A 16,783-nucleotide genomic window follows, 5' to 3' on the forward strand; every position below is an offset into this window, starting at 1 on the left:
GCCGGCGTCAGGACGCGTACGAGGCGTTCCGTGCCGTCTCCACCACCTTCTCTCCGTCGGCCTCGCCGAGCAGCCCCGCTGCCACCCAGGCGTCCACCGTGGCCCGCACCCGCGAGACCAGCGCGCCCTTGCCGCTGAACGGAGCCCCGGCCCAGATGTCGTCGAGGAGCGTGGTGCCGTCGTCCTTGGCCGGATTGGCGACGCCGGAGTCGGTGTTCCCGAAGGCGACCTTGGGCTCGGCGCGCCGGAAGTAGGCGTGCGTGGGGTCCTCGGTTCCCTCGAAGAAGGGGGCGAACTCCGTTCCGTCGAGGGTGTAGTGGAGCGGTTTGCCGGTCACGGGCGTGAACGTGGGCAGCAGGTCGCCGGAGAGGGCCGCGTCGCGGTAGAGCCCGAACGGCAGATAGCTCGTGCTTGTTTTCCGGGCGACCAGGTTGACCGGACCGTGGAACAGGGTCTGTACGGACGGGTCGTCGAGGGCCTTCTCCACCCGCAGCCGGAAGGGCACGGCGACCCGGACGACGTCACCACGTCGCCAGGTCCGGGAGACGGTGAAGTAGCTGCCGGGGACCGGAGTCCCGCTCACCGCTCTGCCGTTGACCGTCACCCGGAAGCCGCCGGTCGCCCATGACGGCACCCGAAGCCGCAGCTCGAAGGCCGCGCTGCCGCCCCCGACGGTGAGCGTGGAGCCCTGCTCCCTGGGGTAGTCCGTTGTCTGGGTGACGGTGACGCCCTTCTCGGCCCAGGTCAGCGTGGTCGGGCTGTACAGATTGACGTACAGTGCGCTGCCGTCCGCCGCCTTGAAGTACACCGAGTCCTGGTACTTGGTGGCGCTCTCCATGCCCGTGCCCTCGCAGCAGGTGGTCCCCTGCTTGGGCGTGTAGTCACGGACATGGCCGGGCGTCAGGCCGATGAAGTAGGTGACGAGCGGCTTCTCCGCGTCGGCCTTGTCCTGCTTCGAGCCGAGCACCTGGTTGTAGAGGGCCCGCTCGTAGTAGTCCATGTACTTCGGGTCCCGCGTGTGGAAGAAGAGCATCCGGCTGAGCTTGAGCATGTTGTACGCGCAGCAGGTCTCGGCGTCGGTGGCGCCGATCGTCCCGGCGATGACACCACGGGCCTTCCAGAACTCGCCGGTGCTGGTCCCGCCGATCCCGTACATCCGCACCGGCACGACCATGTCCCAGAAATTCCGCGCGGCGTTCAGGTACCGCTGCTCGCCCGTCGCGTCGTAGAGGCGCAGCAGCCCGGTGAAGATGGGGATGTGCTGGTTGGCGTGCAGCCCGTCGAGGGTGTCGTCGCCCGCGGCGCACGCGTCGATGAGCTTGTCCAGGTCGAACAGCCGGGCCAGCGCGAGGTGTTCGGCCTTGCCGGTGAGGGCGTGCAGATCGCAGATCGCCTCGACGATGCCGCCGAACTCGCCGCTGGAGAAGATCCCCCACATCCGCTGCAGGGTGGCGTCGGGCAGCGGGGACAGCCGCGAGTACATCCAGTCGCACATCCCGGACGCGAGGTCGAGTGCCCGCGCGTCGTCGGTGTACAGGAACGCGTCCAGCAGTCCGCGCAGGATCTTGTGAGCGGTGTAGTACGGCGCCCACACCTTGGTGTAGTCGCCGCTCGTCATCGACTCCAGCAGGATGAACTGCGTCTCCGGGTACGCCGCGAGGAATCCCGGATGGCTCGGCCCGCCCCAGGTGCGGCGCAGGGTGGCGTCCAGGCCGCGCCCGGAGGCGTCCGCGAAGGTGCCGCCTGTCGTCTCGTCGAAGGCGTACGAGGCCAGGTCGCCCCGGCCCGCGAAGGAGTCGGCGGCCCGGCTGTTCTGCAACGCCGTGATCTCGTCGGCGGTCAGCGCCCGCGACCAGACGTTGAACTCGTCGAAGGCCCCGGCGAACACCGGGTCGGTCGCGTAGTTCGAGCGGCCGAGCCAGTTGTTCTTCAGGGTGCCCAGGGCCGCCGGAGTCAGGGGCATCGCCGTGTTGCGGGCCACCGCAGCGCCGTTGACGTAGAGCGTGCCGGTGCCGCCCGCGATCGTCACCGCCAGATGGCTCCACACGTTCGACGGCAGCGCGGCGGCGCCGTCGAGCCCCTGCTCGCCACCCGGACCACCGGTCGTGATGGCGAAGCGTGGGACTCCGCTCGCGTTGCGGGCGGCGAGATAGAGGTAGCGGGTGGTGTCGTTGCCGAAGTCGAAAACCCGCCCCCAGTTGGCGTCATGGGTCGGCTTCACCCAGGCCGACAGGGTGATCGCCGAGGCACCGCCGAGCACGTCGGCCGGCAGGTCGACGTACTGGTAGGAGCCCCGGACGTTCTCCGGTGCCGTCCCGAATCTGCCCGCGACGGCGAGCACGGCCGGATCGTGCCGCAGCGCCTCGCGCACCTCGGTCAGCGCCCCGACCATGGAGCCGATCCTGTCGGCGTATGCCTGCTCGCCCGTGCTGCCGTACGCCTGCGCGAGCATCGTCAGGAAGTGACCGGTGTAGTGCCCGCGGAGGTTGCCGTTCGCCTCGCCGTCGAGGCCCTCCCAGCCGCCTGGGGCGACCGCGCCGAGCGTGGAGAGCCCGGCGTTCGTACGGAAGACTTGGAGCAACCGGTTCACGTCGTAGCCGCGGCCGTGGTCGAGCATCAGCGCACGCTTCGCGGCGAACAGGCCCTCGCCGAGGGCCACTTCGCCGAGCTGGAAGGGCCGGAGCGTCCAGGCGGACGGCGCCGGGAGCGTGGCCGCGGCGGCCCGGCCACCGGCGGCGTACGCGGCTCCCGGTGCCGCGGCGGCGAGTATCGCGGTCTGCAGCACGGCACGTCTGGACAGGGGCGGTGTCATGGTGAGCGTTCCTCGTCTCGGGTCGCGTGGGGGAGGGGCGAGCTGCTCGGCGGCGAACTACTCGGCGAAGAACGTCGCGTCCGCCTTGGCGGTCGTCGTGTCGGCCGGCTGCGCGTAGAGCAGGTAGTTGTAGTGCCGGATGTAGCGGCCGGGGGAGCTGTACGACTCGAAGGAGACACCGGAGGCCGTGTCGGCGAGCCCCGCCCGCCGGTAGAAGCTGGCGTCGCTCTTGAACGCGGCGGTCCCGTCGTCCTTCTCCACCCACACCTCGTAGTTCTTCTGATGGAGGTAGTAGCCGGGGTAGTTCGTCGACTCCAGGGAGACGGTTCCCGTGCCCGCGAGACCGCTCACCACACGGAACTGCGAGTCGGCGAGATGAGTGACGTTCGGTTCGATCTTGGCTCGGAAGTCCCAGTGGCGGATGTAGCGGTCCGGGTAGTTGTACGAGGAGAAGCGGACCGGGCTGACGCCGTCGGCGACCGGGATGCCGAAGTTGGGGGTGCCGTCGGCGTTCCAGTAGATCTTCTGAAGGCGGGTGCGGCGGTTCGGGTCGTTGAGCGGGTCGCCGGTGATGTCCTTGTAGTTGCGGTCGTGGTAGACGAGGACGTCCGACGTGCCGTCCTCGGACACGGTGAACGAGTTGTGGCCGGGTCCGTACTGAGAGGTCGCGGCGTTGGTCCTGAAGACCGGCTGCTGGCTCTTGGCCCAGGAGGCGGCGTTCAGCAGATCCGCGGAGGCGGACGCGGTCAGCATGCCCAGGCAGTAGTTGGCGTCGGTGGCGCTGGCCGAATAGGTCAGGAAGACCCTGCCGCCGTGCTGGACGACCGCCGGGCCCTCGTTGACCTTGTAGCCGACGGTCTCCCAGGACAGCGTGGGTTGGGAGATCTCGACCGGCGTGCCACTGATGGTCCAGGGATTGGCCATCCTGGCGATGAACAGGCTGGTGTTGTTGTCCTCGGCGGGATTGCGCTGGGCCCAGGCGAGATAGCGGACGCCGCTGACGACGAACGTGGTGGCGTCGAGCGAGAAGGAGGACACCGGTGTGGCGATCTGGCCCTTCTCGGTCCAGGTGCCGGTCAACGGGTTGGCGGCGCCGCTCTCCAGGACGTACATCCGGATCGCCCACACATCACTGGTCGACCCGGCCGCGAAGTACACGTACCACTTGCCGTCGATGAAGTGGATCTCCGGGGCCCAGATGTGGGCCCCCATCACACCGCCGGCGTGCTTGGTCCAGATGGTGGTTTCCGGGGCCGTGGACAGGCCCTGGAGCGTGGTGGCCCGGCGCAGCACGATGCGGTCGTACTCCGGCACGGTCGCGGTGAAGTAGTAGTAGCCGTCGGTGTGCTTGAAGATGTGCGGGTCGGCGCGCTTCTCGGCGATCGGATTGGTGAAGGTCACGGCGGGCGAGGCCGGGGCGGCGGCGTGGGCGGGTGTACCGGTGGTCAGCAGGGCCGGCGTGGCGAGGACCGCGGTCAGCAGGCGGCCGATGAGACGTCTCATGATCCTGGGTCTCCGGGTGTCAGACGGTCGGCTTGAGCTGCCACTGCTGGCAGGTGTTGTCGAGCCAGGTCCACTGGCGTACGTCGGTGCCGTCGGCCGTGGCGCAGTTGGCGACGTCGGCGACCTTGCCGCTGTTCGCGTTCACGATCCGGACGTAGTCGCCGCCGGTGTGGATGAGCCGGAACTTCTGGCAGTTGTTGTTCAGCCACGACCACTGCCGCAGGTCCGCCCCGTCGGCGGTGGAGCAGTCGGCGGTGTCCATGACCTTGCCGGTGGCCACATTGACCAGGCGGCTGGTGTCGTTGCCCTGGTCCTCGATCCGCCACTTCTGGTTGGCCCCGCCGGTGCAGGTCCACTGGAAGATGTTGGTGCCGTCCGCGGTGTTGCCGCCCTCGACGTCCAGGCACTTGCCGCTGTCGCGGTTGACCACGGTGTACGCCGTGGGGGTCGCCGCGGTCTCTCCGGACGGGCCCGCGAGGGTGGTTCCGGTGGCGACCGGGGTGCCGAAGTTCGGTGTGCCGTCCGCGTTCCACGTGAACTTCTGCGCCCGGGTCGTACGACCGTTGCCGCACCCGCCGGTCGAGGAGCTGTTGGCGTGGTAGACGATCCAGTTCTCGGTGCCGTCCGGCGAGGTGAAGAAGCCGTTGTGGCCCGGCCCGTAGACCCCGGCGGCGTCATTGCGCTGGAAGACCGGGGTCTGCTTCTTCGTCCAGGACGCGGCGGACAGCGGGTCGCTGCCGGTCAACTCCAGCCGGCCGAGCTTGTAGTCCGCGGTCTGGCAGTAGCTCGCGGAGTACGTCAGGAACGTCCTGCCACCGTGATACAGCGGCTCGGGACCCTCGTTGACCGGGGCGCCGGAGGTCTCCCAGCTCAGCGTGGGGCTGGAGATGACGGTGAAGGCGGAACTGCTCAGCGTGTACGGGTTGCTCAGCGGCGCGATGACGAGGCTCTGCTTGCTGCCGCCCACGGAGCCGCTGCCCACCAGGTAGAGCTTGCTGTTGTACTGCAGGACGGAGGCGTCGATGAGCCAGCCGCCGGGATCGAGGTTGGAACCGGTCAGGCCGTTCTTGTACGTGTACGGCCCCATCGGGTCGGAGCCCGCGCTCTCCAGGACGTGCGTGCGCTGGGTGTCGCAGCAGGCCGCCCCGCTCTGTGCCCCGGAGTAGTAGAGGTACCAGTGGCCGTTGAAGAAGTGGATCTCCGGTGCCCAGAAGTTCGCGTTGCGGCCGGAGGTGGTGTCCGTCCAGATCTGCACGCTCGGGGCGGTCGAAAGCCCCGCGAGCGTCGGCGACTTGCGCATGGTCAGCTCGTTGGTGAACGAGGTCGTCACCAGGTAGTAGGTGCCGTTGTAGTACTCCAGCCAGGGGTCGGCGCCCTTCTGGGACTTGATCGGGTTGATGTACGGCCGTCCGTCGGCCGCGACGGCGGGCTGGGTGACGAACGAGGTGAGCAGCGCCAGCAGCGCTGCCCCCAGGACGAACCAGTGGCGGGTGCGGAACACGACGAGTCCCCTTTGACGGCCCAGAGTGTTCGAAATCTCGTTCGCTGTACGGAGCTTCGACCAGAAGATAGGTTTCCGGCAGGGGCACGTCAACGCTTCCGGCAGGTTTCGATTCCGGTTCGACGCAAGGCACTTGCGCGCCGGGGGGGGAGGGCCGGCCGGTCAACCGGCGACAGGGAACCCCGCGGTGCGCAGCACCCTGCGCTCGGCGTCGACGGCGAACACTTCGCAGCCCTCCCGCGCGGCGGCCCACTCGACGCCCTCCGCACCCATGGCGAACGCCGCCGTCGCCGTCGCGTCCGCCTCGGTCGGTGACGGCGCCACGACCGTGACGCTGAGCAGCCCGGTCGCCGGACGGCCGGTGCGCCCGTCGAAGATGTGGTCGCCCCGTTCGTAGCGCGCGGAGGTCGCCACCGCGCCGTCGGTGATCTCCAGCACGGCGCAGAGCTCGTCCGCCACCTCGGGGTGCCGTACGCCCACCCGCCAGGGACCGCCGTACGTCACCACATCACCACCGGCGTTGAGACAGAACCGCCCAACCCCGCGCGCCACCAGCAATTCCGTGGCCCGCTGCACCGACCAGCCCTTCACCACCGCGCACGGGTCGAGGCCGCGGCCGGGCAGCCGTGCGTCGAAGGCACCACGGCTCGCGACCCGGTACTCCTCGCAGAGGCCGAGGACTTCGACCAGATCACGGCTGATCTCATCGGGCCGCAGCTCGCCCCGGTCGAGGCGGGACACCTCGCTGTCCGCGAGGAAGGGACTGAACCGTGCGTCGACTTCGCGCAGCCACGCGAACACCGGGTCCGCGGTCTCCTCGTCGGCGTACGCGTCGTCGATCCGGAGGGAGACCGGGAACCCCATGACGTGTTCGACGCGGCGCACCTCACGAACCCTTTGTGTCGAGGGCGGCCTGGAGCGACCGGGCGTATCCCTCGCTGGTGATCGTGGCGCCGGACACCGTGTCGATGTCGGCGCTCTGCGCCCGCAGAGTTTCCTTGATCAGCACCGGCACGGCGGCCGTGGTCTGCGGATGGTTCGGCTGCTGGAGCATCCGCACGGAGCTGATCCTGTCACCCTCGAAGGTCACCTCCACCTGCACGGCGCCCTTCGAGGTGGTGACGGTGGAGCCCTGAACGACCTGTGAGGCGGCGGCCGACGTGGACGGCGAGGACGAGGCCGAGGACGATGCGGTCGACGAGGGAGCCGGGGTCGGTGCGGCGACCTCGGTGGTCGTCGTCGCGCTCGACGGCTCGTACCGCCAGAGCGGGATCAGTCCCGCCGCGGTCAGCACCACCACGGATATGGCTCGCTTCATGACGTCCCCCTCATCCGGCCAGGCTGAAGCGCTCGGCGTGTATCTGCTGCTTGGGCACGCCCAGGTCGCGCAGGGTGCGCAGGACGGCTCCGGTCATGCCGGGCGGCCCGCAGACGAAGACGTCCCGGTCTGCCACGTCGGGTACGAGACGGGCGAGCTCCTGGGGCGCCAGCTTGTCGGGCGTGGCGGGACCGGTGATGACATGCAGCTCGGCGCCCCTGGCAGCCGCGAGTTCCCGCAGCTCGTCCAGGAGCACGGCGTCGCGGTCCGTCGCCACCCGGTAGATGAGGACCCCATGGCCGTACAGCTCCTCCAACAGGGCCCGGATCGGGGTGATGCCCACACCGCCGGCGACAAGCAGGGTGTCCGGGCGCGTCCGGTGCAAGGTGGTGAACGCGCCGTACGGTCCCTCGGCGAACACCCGTGTGCCCACCCGGAGATGGCGCAGCGCCGCGGTGCCGTCCCCGGCCGTCTTCGCGGTCAGCCGCAGCGTGCGGCCGTCCGGCGCGGCCGACAGGGAGAACGGATTGGCCTGCCACCAGCGGTCCTGGGTGAGGAACCGCCACAGGAAGAACTGGCCCGCCCGCGCGGGCAGCCGGTCCAGGTCCCGTCCCGTGATGTAGATCGACACCACGTCGGCGGACTCCGGCACCACGGCCGAGACCCGCAGCTGGTGGCGCAGATTCCGCCACACCGGAAGCACCAGCCGCCCCAGGAACACCGAGCCGAGCGCCGCTCCCCACAGCACCCACCAATAGGCGGTGGCGGCGGACGACGTGGTGAAGGTTGTGCCCACCGCGACCTGGTGCGTGAAGGCCAGCACCACCGCCACGTATGTGTAGAGGTGGATGAAGTGCCAGGTCTCGTACGCCAGTCGGCGCCGGGCGAAGCGCGCCGACACCGCGCCGATCACGATGATCAGGGTCAGGGCGACGACGGCCCGCAGTACGCCCTCGACCGTCGTGGCCAGTTCCACCAGCTCGTCCACGAAGGAGATGGACGCCGGCTGCGCGTAGCCGAGAATGATGAACACCGCGTGCGACAGCAGCGTCCACAGCAGGCCGAAGCCGACCCAGCGGTGCCAGGACGTCAGTCGGTCCATGCCGATCCGGTGGTCGAGCCACGGCAGCCGGGCGACCAGCAGCAACTGGAACGCCATCAGCAGCGCGCCGTACAGCCCGGCCAGCCGGCCGATCGCGCTCAGGGTGCTCGAGCCGAGTCCGGCCTGGAAGAAGAACACGGTCACCACGCCCCCGTTCGCCGCCAGCACGGCGTACAGGCCGGCGCGGGCCACCACCTTGGGGCGTATTGCCGTGGGAGGCGGCTGGACACGTTCGACAGTGGTCACGGAGGGCAGCTCCTCGTTCGGGAGTGGGGACACCGAGCCTGCCCGGTGGGAACTGTCGTTTTCCTGTCGGTCGACTTTCAAGTTTTTATCGATGCTGATCAGGGGCGACCGCGGGTATGGCGTCCGGAGACAGGTGAAGCACTATGGGCGGGTGGAAAAAGTGCGCCTTCTGGTCGTGGACGACGACCCTCCCATCGCGGATCTCGTGGCGACGGTCGCCCGATACGAGGGCTGGGAGGCCGTCACCGCCTACTCCGGCGAGGAAGCACTGCGCCGGGCCGCCGAGTTCCGCCCCGACATCGTGGTGCTCGACCTGATGCTGCCGGACCTGGACGGGTTCGGCGTGCTCGACCGGCTGCGACACTCGGGGACGATGGTCCCCGTGGTGTTCCTCACGGCGCGCGACGGGGTCGCCGACCGGGTGGCCGGGCTGACCCGGGGCGGCGACGACTACCTGGTCAAGCCGTTCGCTGTGGAGGAGCTGATGGCCCGGCTGCGGACGGTGCTGCGGCGCACCGCCGGACCCGGCTTCCAGCGCTCCGTGCTGCGGGTGGCGGATCTGACGATGGACGAGGACACCCGTGAGGTGCGCCGCGGCGAGAAGCTGCTCACCCTCACGCCCACCGAGTTCGAGGTGCTGCGCTATCTGATGCGCAAGTCGCCGACCGTGCTCACCAAGGCGCAGATCCTCGACCATGTGTGGGAGTACGGCTTCGGGGGCCGCTCGAACGTCGTCGAGCTGGTCGTCAGCCGGCTGCGCCGCAAGCTCGACGACACGGGCGATCCGCTGATCCACACCGTGCGGGGATTCGGGTACGTCATACGACAGGCGGCCGAGTGATCGGGCGGCTGCGGCGGGCGTACCGGAGGCTGCGGCTCGGCACCCGGCTGGCGCTGGGCCTCGGGGTGCTGGCCCTGGTGGCGTTCGCCGTCGTCGGCACGGCTCTGACGACCTACATGCGGGACTATCTGTCGGCCCAGCTCGACGACCAGTTGGGGCTCGCCCAGGTCGCCCAGTCCAAGAGCATCGCGGAGCACGGCACGCTCCAGGGCAAGAAGTACTACCGCTGGTACTACGCCGTGTACGACGTGTCGGACGGCACCGCTGTGCTCCGCAAGCCCGAGGAGACCGGCGACCTGCCCGAGGACATCGCCGACCTCACCTCCGTGGCCGAGGCGCAGATCTCCGCGGGCACCGAGGTGCTGCGCACCGAGCACATCACGGGCGAGGGCGAGTACCGGCTGCGCGGCTGCGAGGTCGAGCCCGGTGTGGTCCTGGTCAGCGGCGCGCCGATGGACGACATCGACGGCACGGTGAGGCAGCTGATCACGATCCAGGTGGTCGCCTTCGGACTCGCGCTGCTGGCGCTGGTGGTGTTCGGCCGCAGACTGCTGCGCCGCGGTCTCAAGCCGCTGAGCGACATGGCGCACACCGCCCACGGCATCACCTCGCACGACCTGACCGAGTCGGCGGCCCGGCTGCCGCTGCGCGCCGACAAGCGGGGCGGCGGCCCGGAGGTCGAGGAACTGCGCACGGCCTTCAACACGATGCTGGAGCACATCGACGACTCCCTCGCGGTCCGCGCGGAGGCCGAGCAGCGGCTGCGCCGGTTCGTCGCGGACGCCTCGCACGAACTCCGCACGCCCCTGATGTCCGTACGGGGCTACGCGGACCTCTTCCAGTACGCCGCCGCCAACCACCCCGAGGAGCGGGACAAACACCTGGCCCGGCTGCGCGCCGAGGCGGCCAGGATGGGCGTACTCCTCGACGACCTGCTGCTGCTCGCCCGCCTCGACGCCGCCGAGGTGGAGACACCGCTGCGGCTGGAGGACGCGGACCTGACGGAGCTGACACGGGAGGCGGCGGACGCCTTCCGCGCGGGCCACCCGGACCGCGAGCTGACAGCGAGCATCGGCCCGGACCACGTGCGGCTCAGGCTGGACTCCCTGCGCATCCGGCAGGTGCTGGACAACCTGCTCACCAACGCCGCCGTGCACACCCCGGCCGGTACCAAGGTGAGCGTGGAGCTGTCCGTTTCCTCGGGCGCGGCGGTCGTACGGATCGCCGACTCGGGCCCCGGCATCCCGGCCGCCGAGCAGGAACGCGTCTTCGACCGCTTCTACCGCGTCGACAAGGCGCGCAGCCGCGACCGCGGGGGCAGCGGCCTCGGCCTCGCGGTCGCGCGCTCACTGGTGCGCGCGCACGGCGGCACCGTCGACGTCAGCAGCCGCCCGGGCTCGACGGCCTTCACGATCAGGCTTCCTCGCGCCGCGGACGGCGCCGTCCCTCGCACGGGGGACGGCGTCATGGCTCGGAGGAGGGACGATCTCGAACGGCACCCGCTGCCATAATGACCGGTGTGCACCGTGCGACGGCTTGGCGTGACACCTGGAGCGGAATGCAGCGGTGGGCGGCGGAACTCCCGTACGTGGGTGCCGCGTTCGGGACACTGCTCGGGTTGCTCGCCGTCCTGGAATCGCTCGCCGAATTCGTCGCCGCCCATGGGTCGATTCCCCGTATGTTCGCCGACGCCACCACACACACCGGTCCGCACGGCAGCGCCGCCGGCGTGCAATTCGCCATGGTGGTAGGCCTGTTGTGCCTGTCTACCGCCTTGCCCCTGGCCTTTCTGCGCCCTCTGACGGCAGGGATCGCCGTCACCGCGGCGAGCGTCGGCTCACTCGTGATCTTTCAGACGCTCACGCTGGCGGGCCTGGCCGCGCAGCTCATCGCCCAGTACCGGCTCGGTCGCAGCGGCTCCGTCCTGCCGGCCGCGCTGCTCGCCGCGCCCTTCCTCGTCCTGGCCCTGACGACGTCCGACACCGACCACCAGGTACGACTCGTCCTGGTCGCGGCGCTGGCCCCGCTGGCGGCCTTCACCGGACTCGCAGGCCGGTCGAAGGAACAGAACCGGCAACACAGTGCCATCCGCGAGGACATGGACGGCGCCCGGTGGGAGTACGCCGCACGCGGGGAACGCGTACGCATCGTCCGTGAGCTCCACGACGTCGTGGGCCACCACATCTCCATGATCGCCGTGCAGGCCGAGACGGCCCGCGTAGCCACCGCGGGCATGCCCGCCGAGGGCGCCGCACGGCTGCTCGGCATAGGGGACACCGCCCGCGCCGCCCTCACCGAGATGCGCCGTCTGCTCGGCGTGCTGCGCGAGGACACCGAGTCCGTCACCGGCGGCGACCGCCGGCCGCAGCCCGACCTGCGGCAGCTCCACGCACTGCTCGACGAGGCCCGCAAGGCGTCCGCCACGACCATCCGCCTCATCCTCAGCGGACCCCCGCGCGCATTGGAGCCCGGCATCGAACTCGCCGCCTACCGCATCGTCCAGGAATCTCTCACCAACGCCCGCAAGCACGCCACCGGCGCCGCCGTCGACGTGGAACTCACCTACACCGACGACGACACCCTGCGCATACGCGTCCGCGACAACGGACCGGGGCCGCCACCCGACCGACCCGTGGACGGACACGGCCTGCTCGGCATGCGGGAACGCGCGGCCGCGGTCGGCGGAGACGTACGGACCGGTTCGGCGTTCGCCGGCGGCGGGTTCGTCGTCGAGGCGCGCCTGCCCGCCAAGACGGAAGGGACCCCATGAGTGCCCCGTCCTCGCCCATCCGCGTCGTCGTCGCCGACGACCACGTGGTCGTCCGCACCGGGTTCTCCGCGCTGCTGGACAGCCAGCCGGACTTCACGGTCGTGCAGACCGCATCTTCCGGAGCCGAAGCGGTACGCGTCTGCCGCGACGTGTCGCCCGACGTCGTCCTCATGGACATCCGCATGCCCGAGATGGACGGCATCGAGGCCACCCGACAACTCGTCGATTCCTCGCCCGACGGCTCGGAGGCACCACGCATCCTCATCCTGACGACGTTCGACCTCGACGAGTACGTCTACGACGCGCTGCGTGCCGGAGCCAGCGGTTTCCTCCTCAAGGAGGCCACCGCCGAACGGCTCTTCGACGCCGTGCGCGTCGTCGCGGCCGGGGACGCGCTGCTCGCGCCCGGCATCACCCGACGGCTCATCAAAGAGTTCGCCCTGATGCCCACCAAGGCCGATGTCCCGCCGCCGCCCGAGATGAGGTCGCTCACCGCGCGCGAGACAGAGGTCCTACTGCTGGTCGCAGAGGGCCTGTCCAACCCCGAGATCGCCGCCCGGCTGGTCGTCAGCGAGGAGACGGTGAAGACCCATGTCAGCCGCATTCTCGGCAAGTTGGCGCTGCGCGACCGGACCCAGGCCGTCATCGCCGCGTACGAGACGGGACTTGTCGTCCCCCGCTCCCGCGGATCCGCCCAGGGACTGTCCGGCGGATAAGGTCGGAGGAGAGCCCCGGCGCCTCATCAGCACAGGTGAGCGGGGCCTGTTGCGTCCGGCTGCAAGGCGGAGGAGGGCGACGACGCGATGGGGGTCCCCCCTGCTCGAGCGAAGCCGAGAGCTTGGGGGAGTCGGGAACCGACGACTACGCCGCTGGGGGCATTTCCTCTGGGGGAGGGCGTGCCAGGCCCGCGTCTCCGACAGGATCCATCAGAAGCCCCCTAGCCGTCCGCGGCTCGCCGTCATCCCCAGGTAGGGCAGCGCGCGTCCCTCGCGTGGGGGACGGACGGTCCGCGTCGTGGCTCCTGTGAGTGCCGTCGGACTTGGCTCTGCGTCGTGACGACCCGGGCACCGCCTTCTTCCTAATCTGCTGGCATGGAAAAGACGATCGACGGTTCGCGGGCGACGATCGAGGTCAGGAACGTGCACAAGCGCTTCGGGAGCACCCGGGCGCTGGACGGGATGACGTTCACCGTCCATCCCGGGCAGGTCACCGGCTTCGTGGGTCCGAACGGCGCGGGCAAGTCCACCACGATGCGCGTGATCCTCGGCCTGGACCGGCCGGACGAAGGGGCCGCGCTGGTCGGCGGTCGCCCGTACCGGGAGCTGCGCACCCCGCTGACGCACATCGGGGCCCTGCTGGACGCCGCGGCCGTGCAGCCGAGCCGTACCGCCCGCCACCATCTGCTGTGGCTGGCCCACTCCCAGGGGCTGAGCGCGGGGCGGGTCGACGAGGTGATCCGGCAGGTCGGCCTTCAGGAGGTGGCCGGGCGCAAGGCGGGCGGATTCTCCCTGGGCATGAGGCAGCGCCTGGGCATTGCGGCGGCGCTGCTCGGCAACCCGCCGGTGATCATGCTCGACGAACCCTTCAACGGCCTGGACCCCGAAGGGTTCAGGTGGATACGCGGCTTCCTGGCGTCGCTGGCCGAACAGGGCCGGGCGGTGCTGGTCTCGAGTCATCTGATGAGCGAACTGCAGGACAGCGCGGACCATGTGGTGGTCGTCGGGCGCGGCAGGGTCATCGCGGACATGAGCGTGCGCGACCTGCTGGCGTCGGTGTCCCAGGGGCGGGTGACCCTGCGGACGTCGGCCCTCACACAGGCGATGACGGTGCTGGCGCGCGAGGGCGCCACGGTGAGCTCCGCGGAAGCCGAGACGATCAGCGTGACCGGGCTGCCGGCCGAGGACGTGGTGGCGCTGCTCGGCGCGAACTCGGTGCCGTTCTCGGAGATCTCCGAGCACCGCGCGTCGCTGGAGGAGGCCTACATGGAGCTCACTCGGGATGCCGTGCAGTACCGGGGTGTCGTTCCCGAGGAGGCCGGTCGATGACCTCCACGATGACACGGCCGCGCGCCGAGGCCCGGCCGGGACGAGGCGGCTTCGGCCGGCTGCTGCACGCGGAATGGACGAAGTTCCGCACGGTGCGCGGCTGGACGCTGAGCACGGTCGGCGCGGTCCTGATCATCTGCCTGGTCGGCCTGCTGGCCACGGCGCCGGCCAGTGAGTCCCATCCGAACGGCAGCTCCGCGCTCCCCGTCGGCCCGGACGGTGAAGCGGTCAACGACAACTTCTACTTCGTGCACCAGCAGCTGCGGGGCGACGGCACTCTCTCCGTCTCCGTGTCTTCGCTGACCGGTGTCGTCTCGACCGGTCCGACCGACAGCAAGGCCGGTCTCGCGCCCTGGGCGAAGGCCGGCATCATCGTGAAGGACAGCCTCGACCAGGGATCGGCGTACGCGGCGATGATGGTCACCGGCGCCCATGGCGTGCGGATGCAGTACAACTACCGGCACGACAGGGCCGGGAGGTCCGGCGCCGCCACCCAGGAATCGCCCCGCTGGCTGCGGCTGCGGCGCTCCGGTGACACGCTCACCGGTTACCAGTCGGCGGACGGGTCCCGGTGGACCGAGGTGGGGCACGCGCATCTCCCCGGGCTGTCGGCGACACCCCAGGTCGGGCTGTTCGTGACCTCCCCGTCGGTCAAGGAAGGGACCGGAACCGGAACGGGCTTCGCCCCGGCCGTCGCCACCGGCTCCTTCGACGAGGTTTCCCTCGGCGGCCGGTGGACCGACGGGTCCTGGCAGCGCGGCCAAGTGGGCAGGGACGCCGGCACTTCCGGCAGCTACACCCAGGACAACAAGGGCGGAGCCACCGTCTCCGGCAGCGGCTTCCGGGTGACCGGGGCCGGCGACATCGCACCGGTCGTCGCGGGGCCGGCCACGAGCGGCGTGCGGACCATCGAGAATTTCCTCGTCGGCGCGTTCGCCGGGCTGATCATCATGGCCGTCGTCGGCGCGGGGTACATCACCGTCGAGTACCGGCGCGGGATGATCGGCGTCACCCTGGCGGCGAGTCCGCGCAGGGGCCGCGTCCTGGTGGCGAAGGCCCTGGTGATGGGATCGGTCGCGTTTGCCGTCGGGCTGGTCGCCGCCGCCGTCATGGTCCCCTTCGGAGGAGTGAGGTCGAAGGCGAACGGCTTCCCCGTGCTGACGGTGCCGACCGCGACGGAACTGCGCGTCGTTGTCGGCACGGGCCTGCTCCTGGCCGTCGCGAGCGTGTTCGCCCTCGGGGTCGGCACCATCCTGCGGCGCAGCGCCGTGGCCATCACCCTGGTCGTCGTCGGCATGGTCCTGCCCTACCTCCTCGCGGCCGCGTCCGTGCTGCCCGACGGGGCTTCGGAGTGGCTGCTGCGGGTCACTCCGGCCGCCGGGTTCGCCGTCCAGCAGAGCGTCGAGCGCTACGACCAGGTCGTCACCGTCTACGCGCCGTCGTCCGGCTACTTCCCGCTGGCCCCGTGGGCGGGCTTCGCCGTCCTGTGCGCCTATGCCGCGGCCTCGTTCGGTGCCGCCGTGGTCCTGCTGCGCCGGAGGGACGTATGAAGGCTCCCGATGTGCCGGAGGGACGCATGACACGCGCGGGACGTGCCGAGTGGACCAAACTGCGGACGGACGCGAGCAACGGGTGGCTGACGCTCGGCATGATCGCGCTGACCGTGGCCGTCGGCGCGGCGGTGGCCATGACGTCCAGATGCGACGCCACCGGCTGCGCCGGGGACCCGGCGCGGCTCAGTCTCACCGGGGTCATGGTCGGACAGGTCGTCGTCGCCGTCGTGGCGGCTCTGATGGTCGGCAACGAATACAGCACCGGCATGATGCACACCACGCTCACAGCGATGCCGCGACGGCTGACTGTTCTCTGTTCGAAGTCGGCCGTACTCAGCGCGGTGACGCTGGTGGCCGGGGCCGTCTCCGTACTCGGGTCCCTGCTGATCGGCCGCCTCGTGCAGCCGGGCCGCGGTTTCACCGAGCAACACGGCTTCGCGGCCCTGTCGTTGACCGACGCGCCGACGCTGCGGGCCGCCGTGGGCTCGGTCTGCTACCTCGTACTGATCGGCCTGCTCAGCCTCGGCATCGCGCTGGTCGTACGGAGCTCGGCGACCGCCGTCGGGATCGTCCTCGCCCTGCTGTTCGTCTTCCCGATCCTCGCGCAGGTGGTCGCCGACCCCGACTGGCAGCGCCACCTCCGACAGATATCGCCGATGACGGCCGGCCTCGCCGTCCAGACGACGGTCGGCGTCGACGACCTTCCCATCGGCCCCTGGCAGGGCCTCGGTGTGGTGGCTCTGTGGGCGGCGGGGGCGATGGCCGCGGGCGGGTGGCTGCTGAGCTCGCGGGACGCGTGAGGGACGCGTGAGGGACGCGTGGCGCGCGCTCGGTGAGCGTGATCGCTGACTTTGCGTCAGGCCCGTGTTGGGGCCATGGCACCGGGCACGGAGGGGCGTCGTCGCCTCGGGTGGCGTCCTTGCCGCGCTGGGCGGTACCCCGCAGTCCTCGCTGTCCGTCACTGGCGAAGCCCGGGGGCCAGGGCGGTCCGGTCCAGTTCCTGCGCCGGACCGCCCGGAGATGCTCCGTGCCAGAATGGATGCCCGCTCCTCCCGCTCCGTCGATCTCCGCACCGATCCACCGAGGTTTCCC

The 16,783-nt window shown here is 70.3% G+C and carries 13 protein-coding genes; 7 read left to right on the plus strand and 6 right to left on the minus strand.

Annotated features, from left to right (window positions below):
• Positions 1–7: 7 nt before the first annotated feature.
• From IEY95_RS46415 to IEY95_RS46440, 6 genes are all read right to left on the minus strand, one after another.
• Positions 8–2,812, minus strand: coding sequence for a beta-L-arabinofuranosidase domain-containing protein (locus tag IEY95_RS46415; RefSeq protein ID WP_189192370.1), 2,805 nt, complete (start codon positions 2,810–2,812; stop codon positions 8–10).
• Positions 2,813–2,869: 57 nt separating this feature from the next.
• The gene (locus IEY95_RS46420) at positions 2,870–4,315 is read right to left on the minus strand and encodes a family 43 glycosylhydrolase (protein WP_189192371.1); all 1,446 of its coding nucleotides are present in this window, start codon (positions 4,313–4,315) and stop codon (positions 2,870–2,872) included.
• A gap of 19 nt (positions 4,316–4,334) precedes the next feature.
• Positions 4,335–5,816, minus strand: coding sequence for a family 43 glycosylhydrolase (locus IEY95_RS46425; protein ID WP_189192372.1), 1,482 nt, complete (start codon positions 5,814–5,816; stop codon positions 4,335–4,337).
• 162 nt (positions 5,817–5,978) lie between these two features.
• Positions 5,979–6,701, minus strand: a complete 723-nt coding sequence (locus tag IEY95_RS46430) for an FAD:protein FMN transferase (protein WP_189192373.1) — start codon at positions 6,699–6,701, stop codon at positions 5,979–5,981.
• 1 nt (position 6,702) lies between these two features.
• Entirely contained in the window at positions 6,703–7,134 is a 432-nt protein-coding gene (locus IEY95_RS46435) for an FMN-binding protein (protein WP_189192374.1), read from the minus strand.
• Between the two features lie 10 nt (positions 7,135–7,144).
• A complete protein-coding gene (locus IEY95_RS46440) occupies positions 7,145–8,482 on the minus strand; it encodes a ferredoxin reductase family protein (protein WP_189192375.1) in 1,338 nt (445 codons plus the stop codon).
• A gap of 151 nt (positions 8,483–8,633) precedes the next feature.
• On the opposite strand from IEY95_RS46440, the gene IEY95_RS46445 reads away from it, so the two are divergent.
• The 7 genes from IEY95_RS46445 to IEY95_RS46475 all read left to right on the plus strand — a co-directional run bounded on the left by IEY95_RS46445 (position 8,634) and on the right by IEY95_RS46475 (position 16,491).
• Positions 8,634–9,323, plus strand: a complete 690-nt coding sequence (locus IEY95_RS46445) for a response regulator transcription factor (RefSeq protein WP_189192376.1) — start codon at positions 8,634–8,636, stop codon at positions 9,321–9,323.
• Positions 9,320–10,834 (plus strand): sensor histidine kinase, encoded by a 1,515-nt coding sequence (locus IEY95_RS46450; RefSeq protein ID WP_189192377.1) that lies wholly within the window; start codon positions 9,320–9,322, stop codon positions 10,832–10,834. Before IEY95_RS46445 ends, IEY95_RS46450 begins: the two co-directional genes overlap by 4 nt.
• Positions 10,835–10,842: 8 nt before the next feature.
• Positions 10,843–12,093 (plus strand): sensor histidine kinase, encoded by a 1,251-nt coding sequence (locus IEY95_RS46455; protein WP_229703827.1) that lies wholly within the window; start codon positions 10,843–10,845, stop codon positions 12,091–12,093.
• A complete protein-coding gene (locus tag IEY95_RS46460) occupies positions 12,090–12,809 on the plus strand; it encodes a response regulator (protein WP_189192378.1) in 720 nt (239 codons plus the stop codon). The genes IEY95_RS46455 and IEY95_RS46460 overlap by 4 nt, the downstream gene beginning before the upstream one ends.
• Positions 12,810–13,184: 375 nt before the next feature.
• Positions 13,185–14,138: an ATP-binding cassette domain-containing protein gene (locus IEY95_RS46465; RefSeq protein WP_189192379.1), complete on the plus strand. Its 954-nt coding sequence runs from the start codon at positions 13,185–13,187 to the stop codon at positions 14,136–14,138.
• Positions 14,135–15,688: a DUF1349 domain-containing protein gene (locus IEY95_RS46470; RefSeq protein ID WP_189192380.1), complete on the plus strand. Its 1,554-nt coding sequence runs from the start codon at positions 14,135–14,137 to the stop codon at positions 15,686–15,688. The genes IEY95_RS46465 and IEY95_RS46470 overlap by 4 nt, the downstream gene beginning before the upstream one ends.
• Before the next feature lie 26 nt (positions 15,689–15,714).
• Positions 15,715–16,491 carry an ABC transporter permease subunit gene (locus IEY95_RS46475; protein ID WP_189192381.1) on the plus strand — a complete coding sequence of 259 codons (777 nt, stop codon included), beginning with the start codon at positions 15,715–15,717 and terminating at the stop codon, positions 16,489–16,491.
• The last annotated feature ends 292 nt before the right edge of the window (positions 16,492–16,783 follow it).

It is taken from the genome of Streptomyces albiflavescens (assembly GCF_014645835.1).
Taxonomy (GTDB): Bacteria; Actinomycetota; Actinomycetes; order Streptomycetales; family Streptomycetaceae; genus Streptomyces; species Streptomyces albiflavescens.

Coding starts and splice junctions, on each gene's coding strand:
- IEY95_RS46435 (WP_189192374.1), bottom strand. CDS start 7,134: ATGAAGCGAGCCATATCCGTGGTGGTGCTGACCGCGGCGGGACTGATC.
- IEY95_RS46465 (WP_189192379.1), top strand. CDS start 13,185: ATGGAAAAGACGATCGACGGTTCGCGGGCGACGATCGAGGTCAGGAAC.
- IEY95_RS46415 (WP_189192370.1), bottom strand. CDS start 2,812: ATGACACCGCCCCTGTCCAGACGTGCCGTGCTGCAGACCGCGATACTC.
- IEY95_RS46460 (WP_189192378.1), top strand. CDS start 12,090: ATGAGTGCCCCGTCCTCGCCCATCCGCGTCGTCGTCGCCGACGACCAC.
- IEY95_RS46470 (WP_189192380.1), top strand. CDS start 14,135: ATGACCTCCACGATGACACGGCCGCGCGCCGAGGCCCGGCCGGGACGA.
- IEY95_RS46420 (WP_189192371.1), bottom strand. CDS start 4,315: ATGAGACGTCTCATCGGCCGCCTGCTGACCGCGGTCCTCGCCACGCCG.
- IEY95_RS46475 (WP_189192381.1), top strand. CDS start 15,715: ATGACACGCGCGGGACGTGCCGAGTGGACCAAACTGCGGACGGACGCG.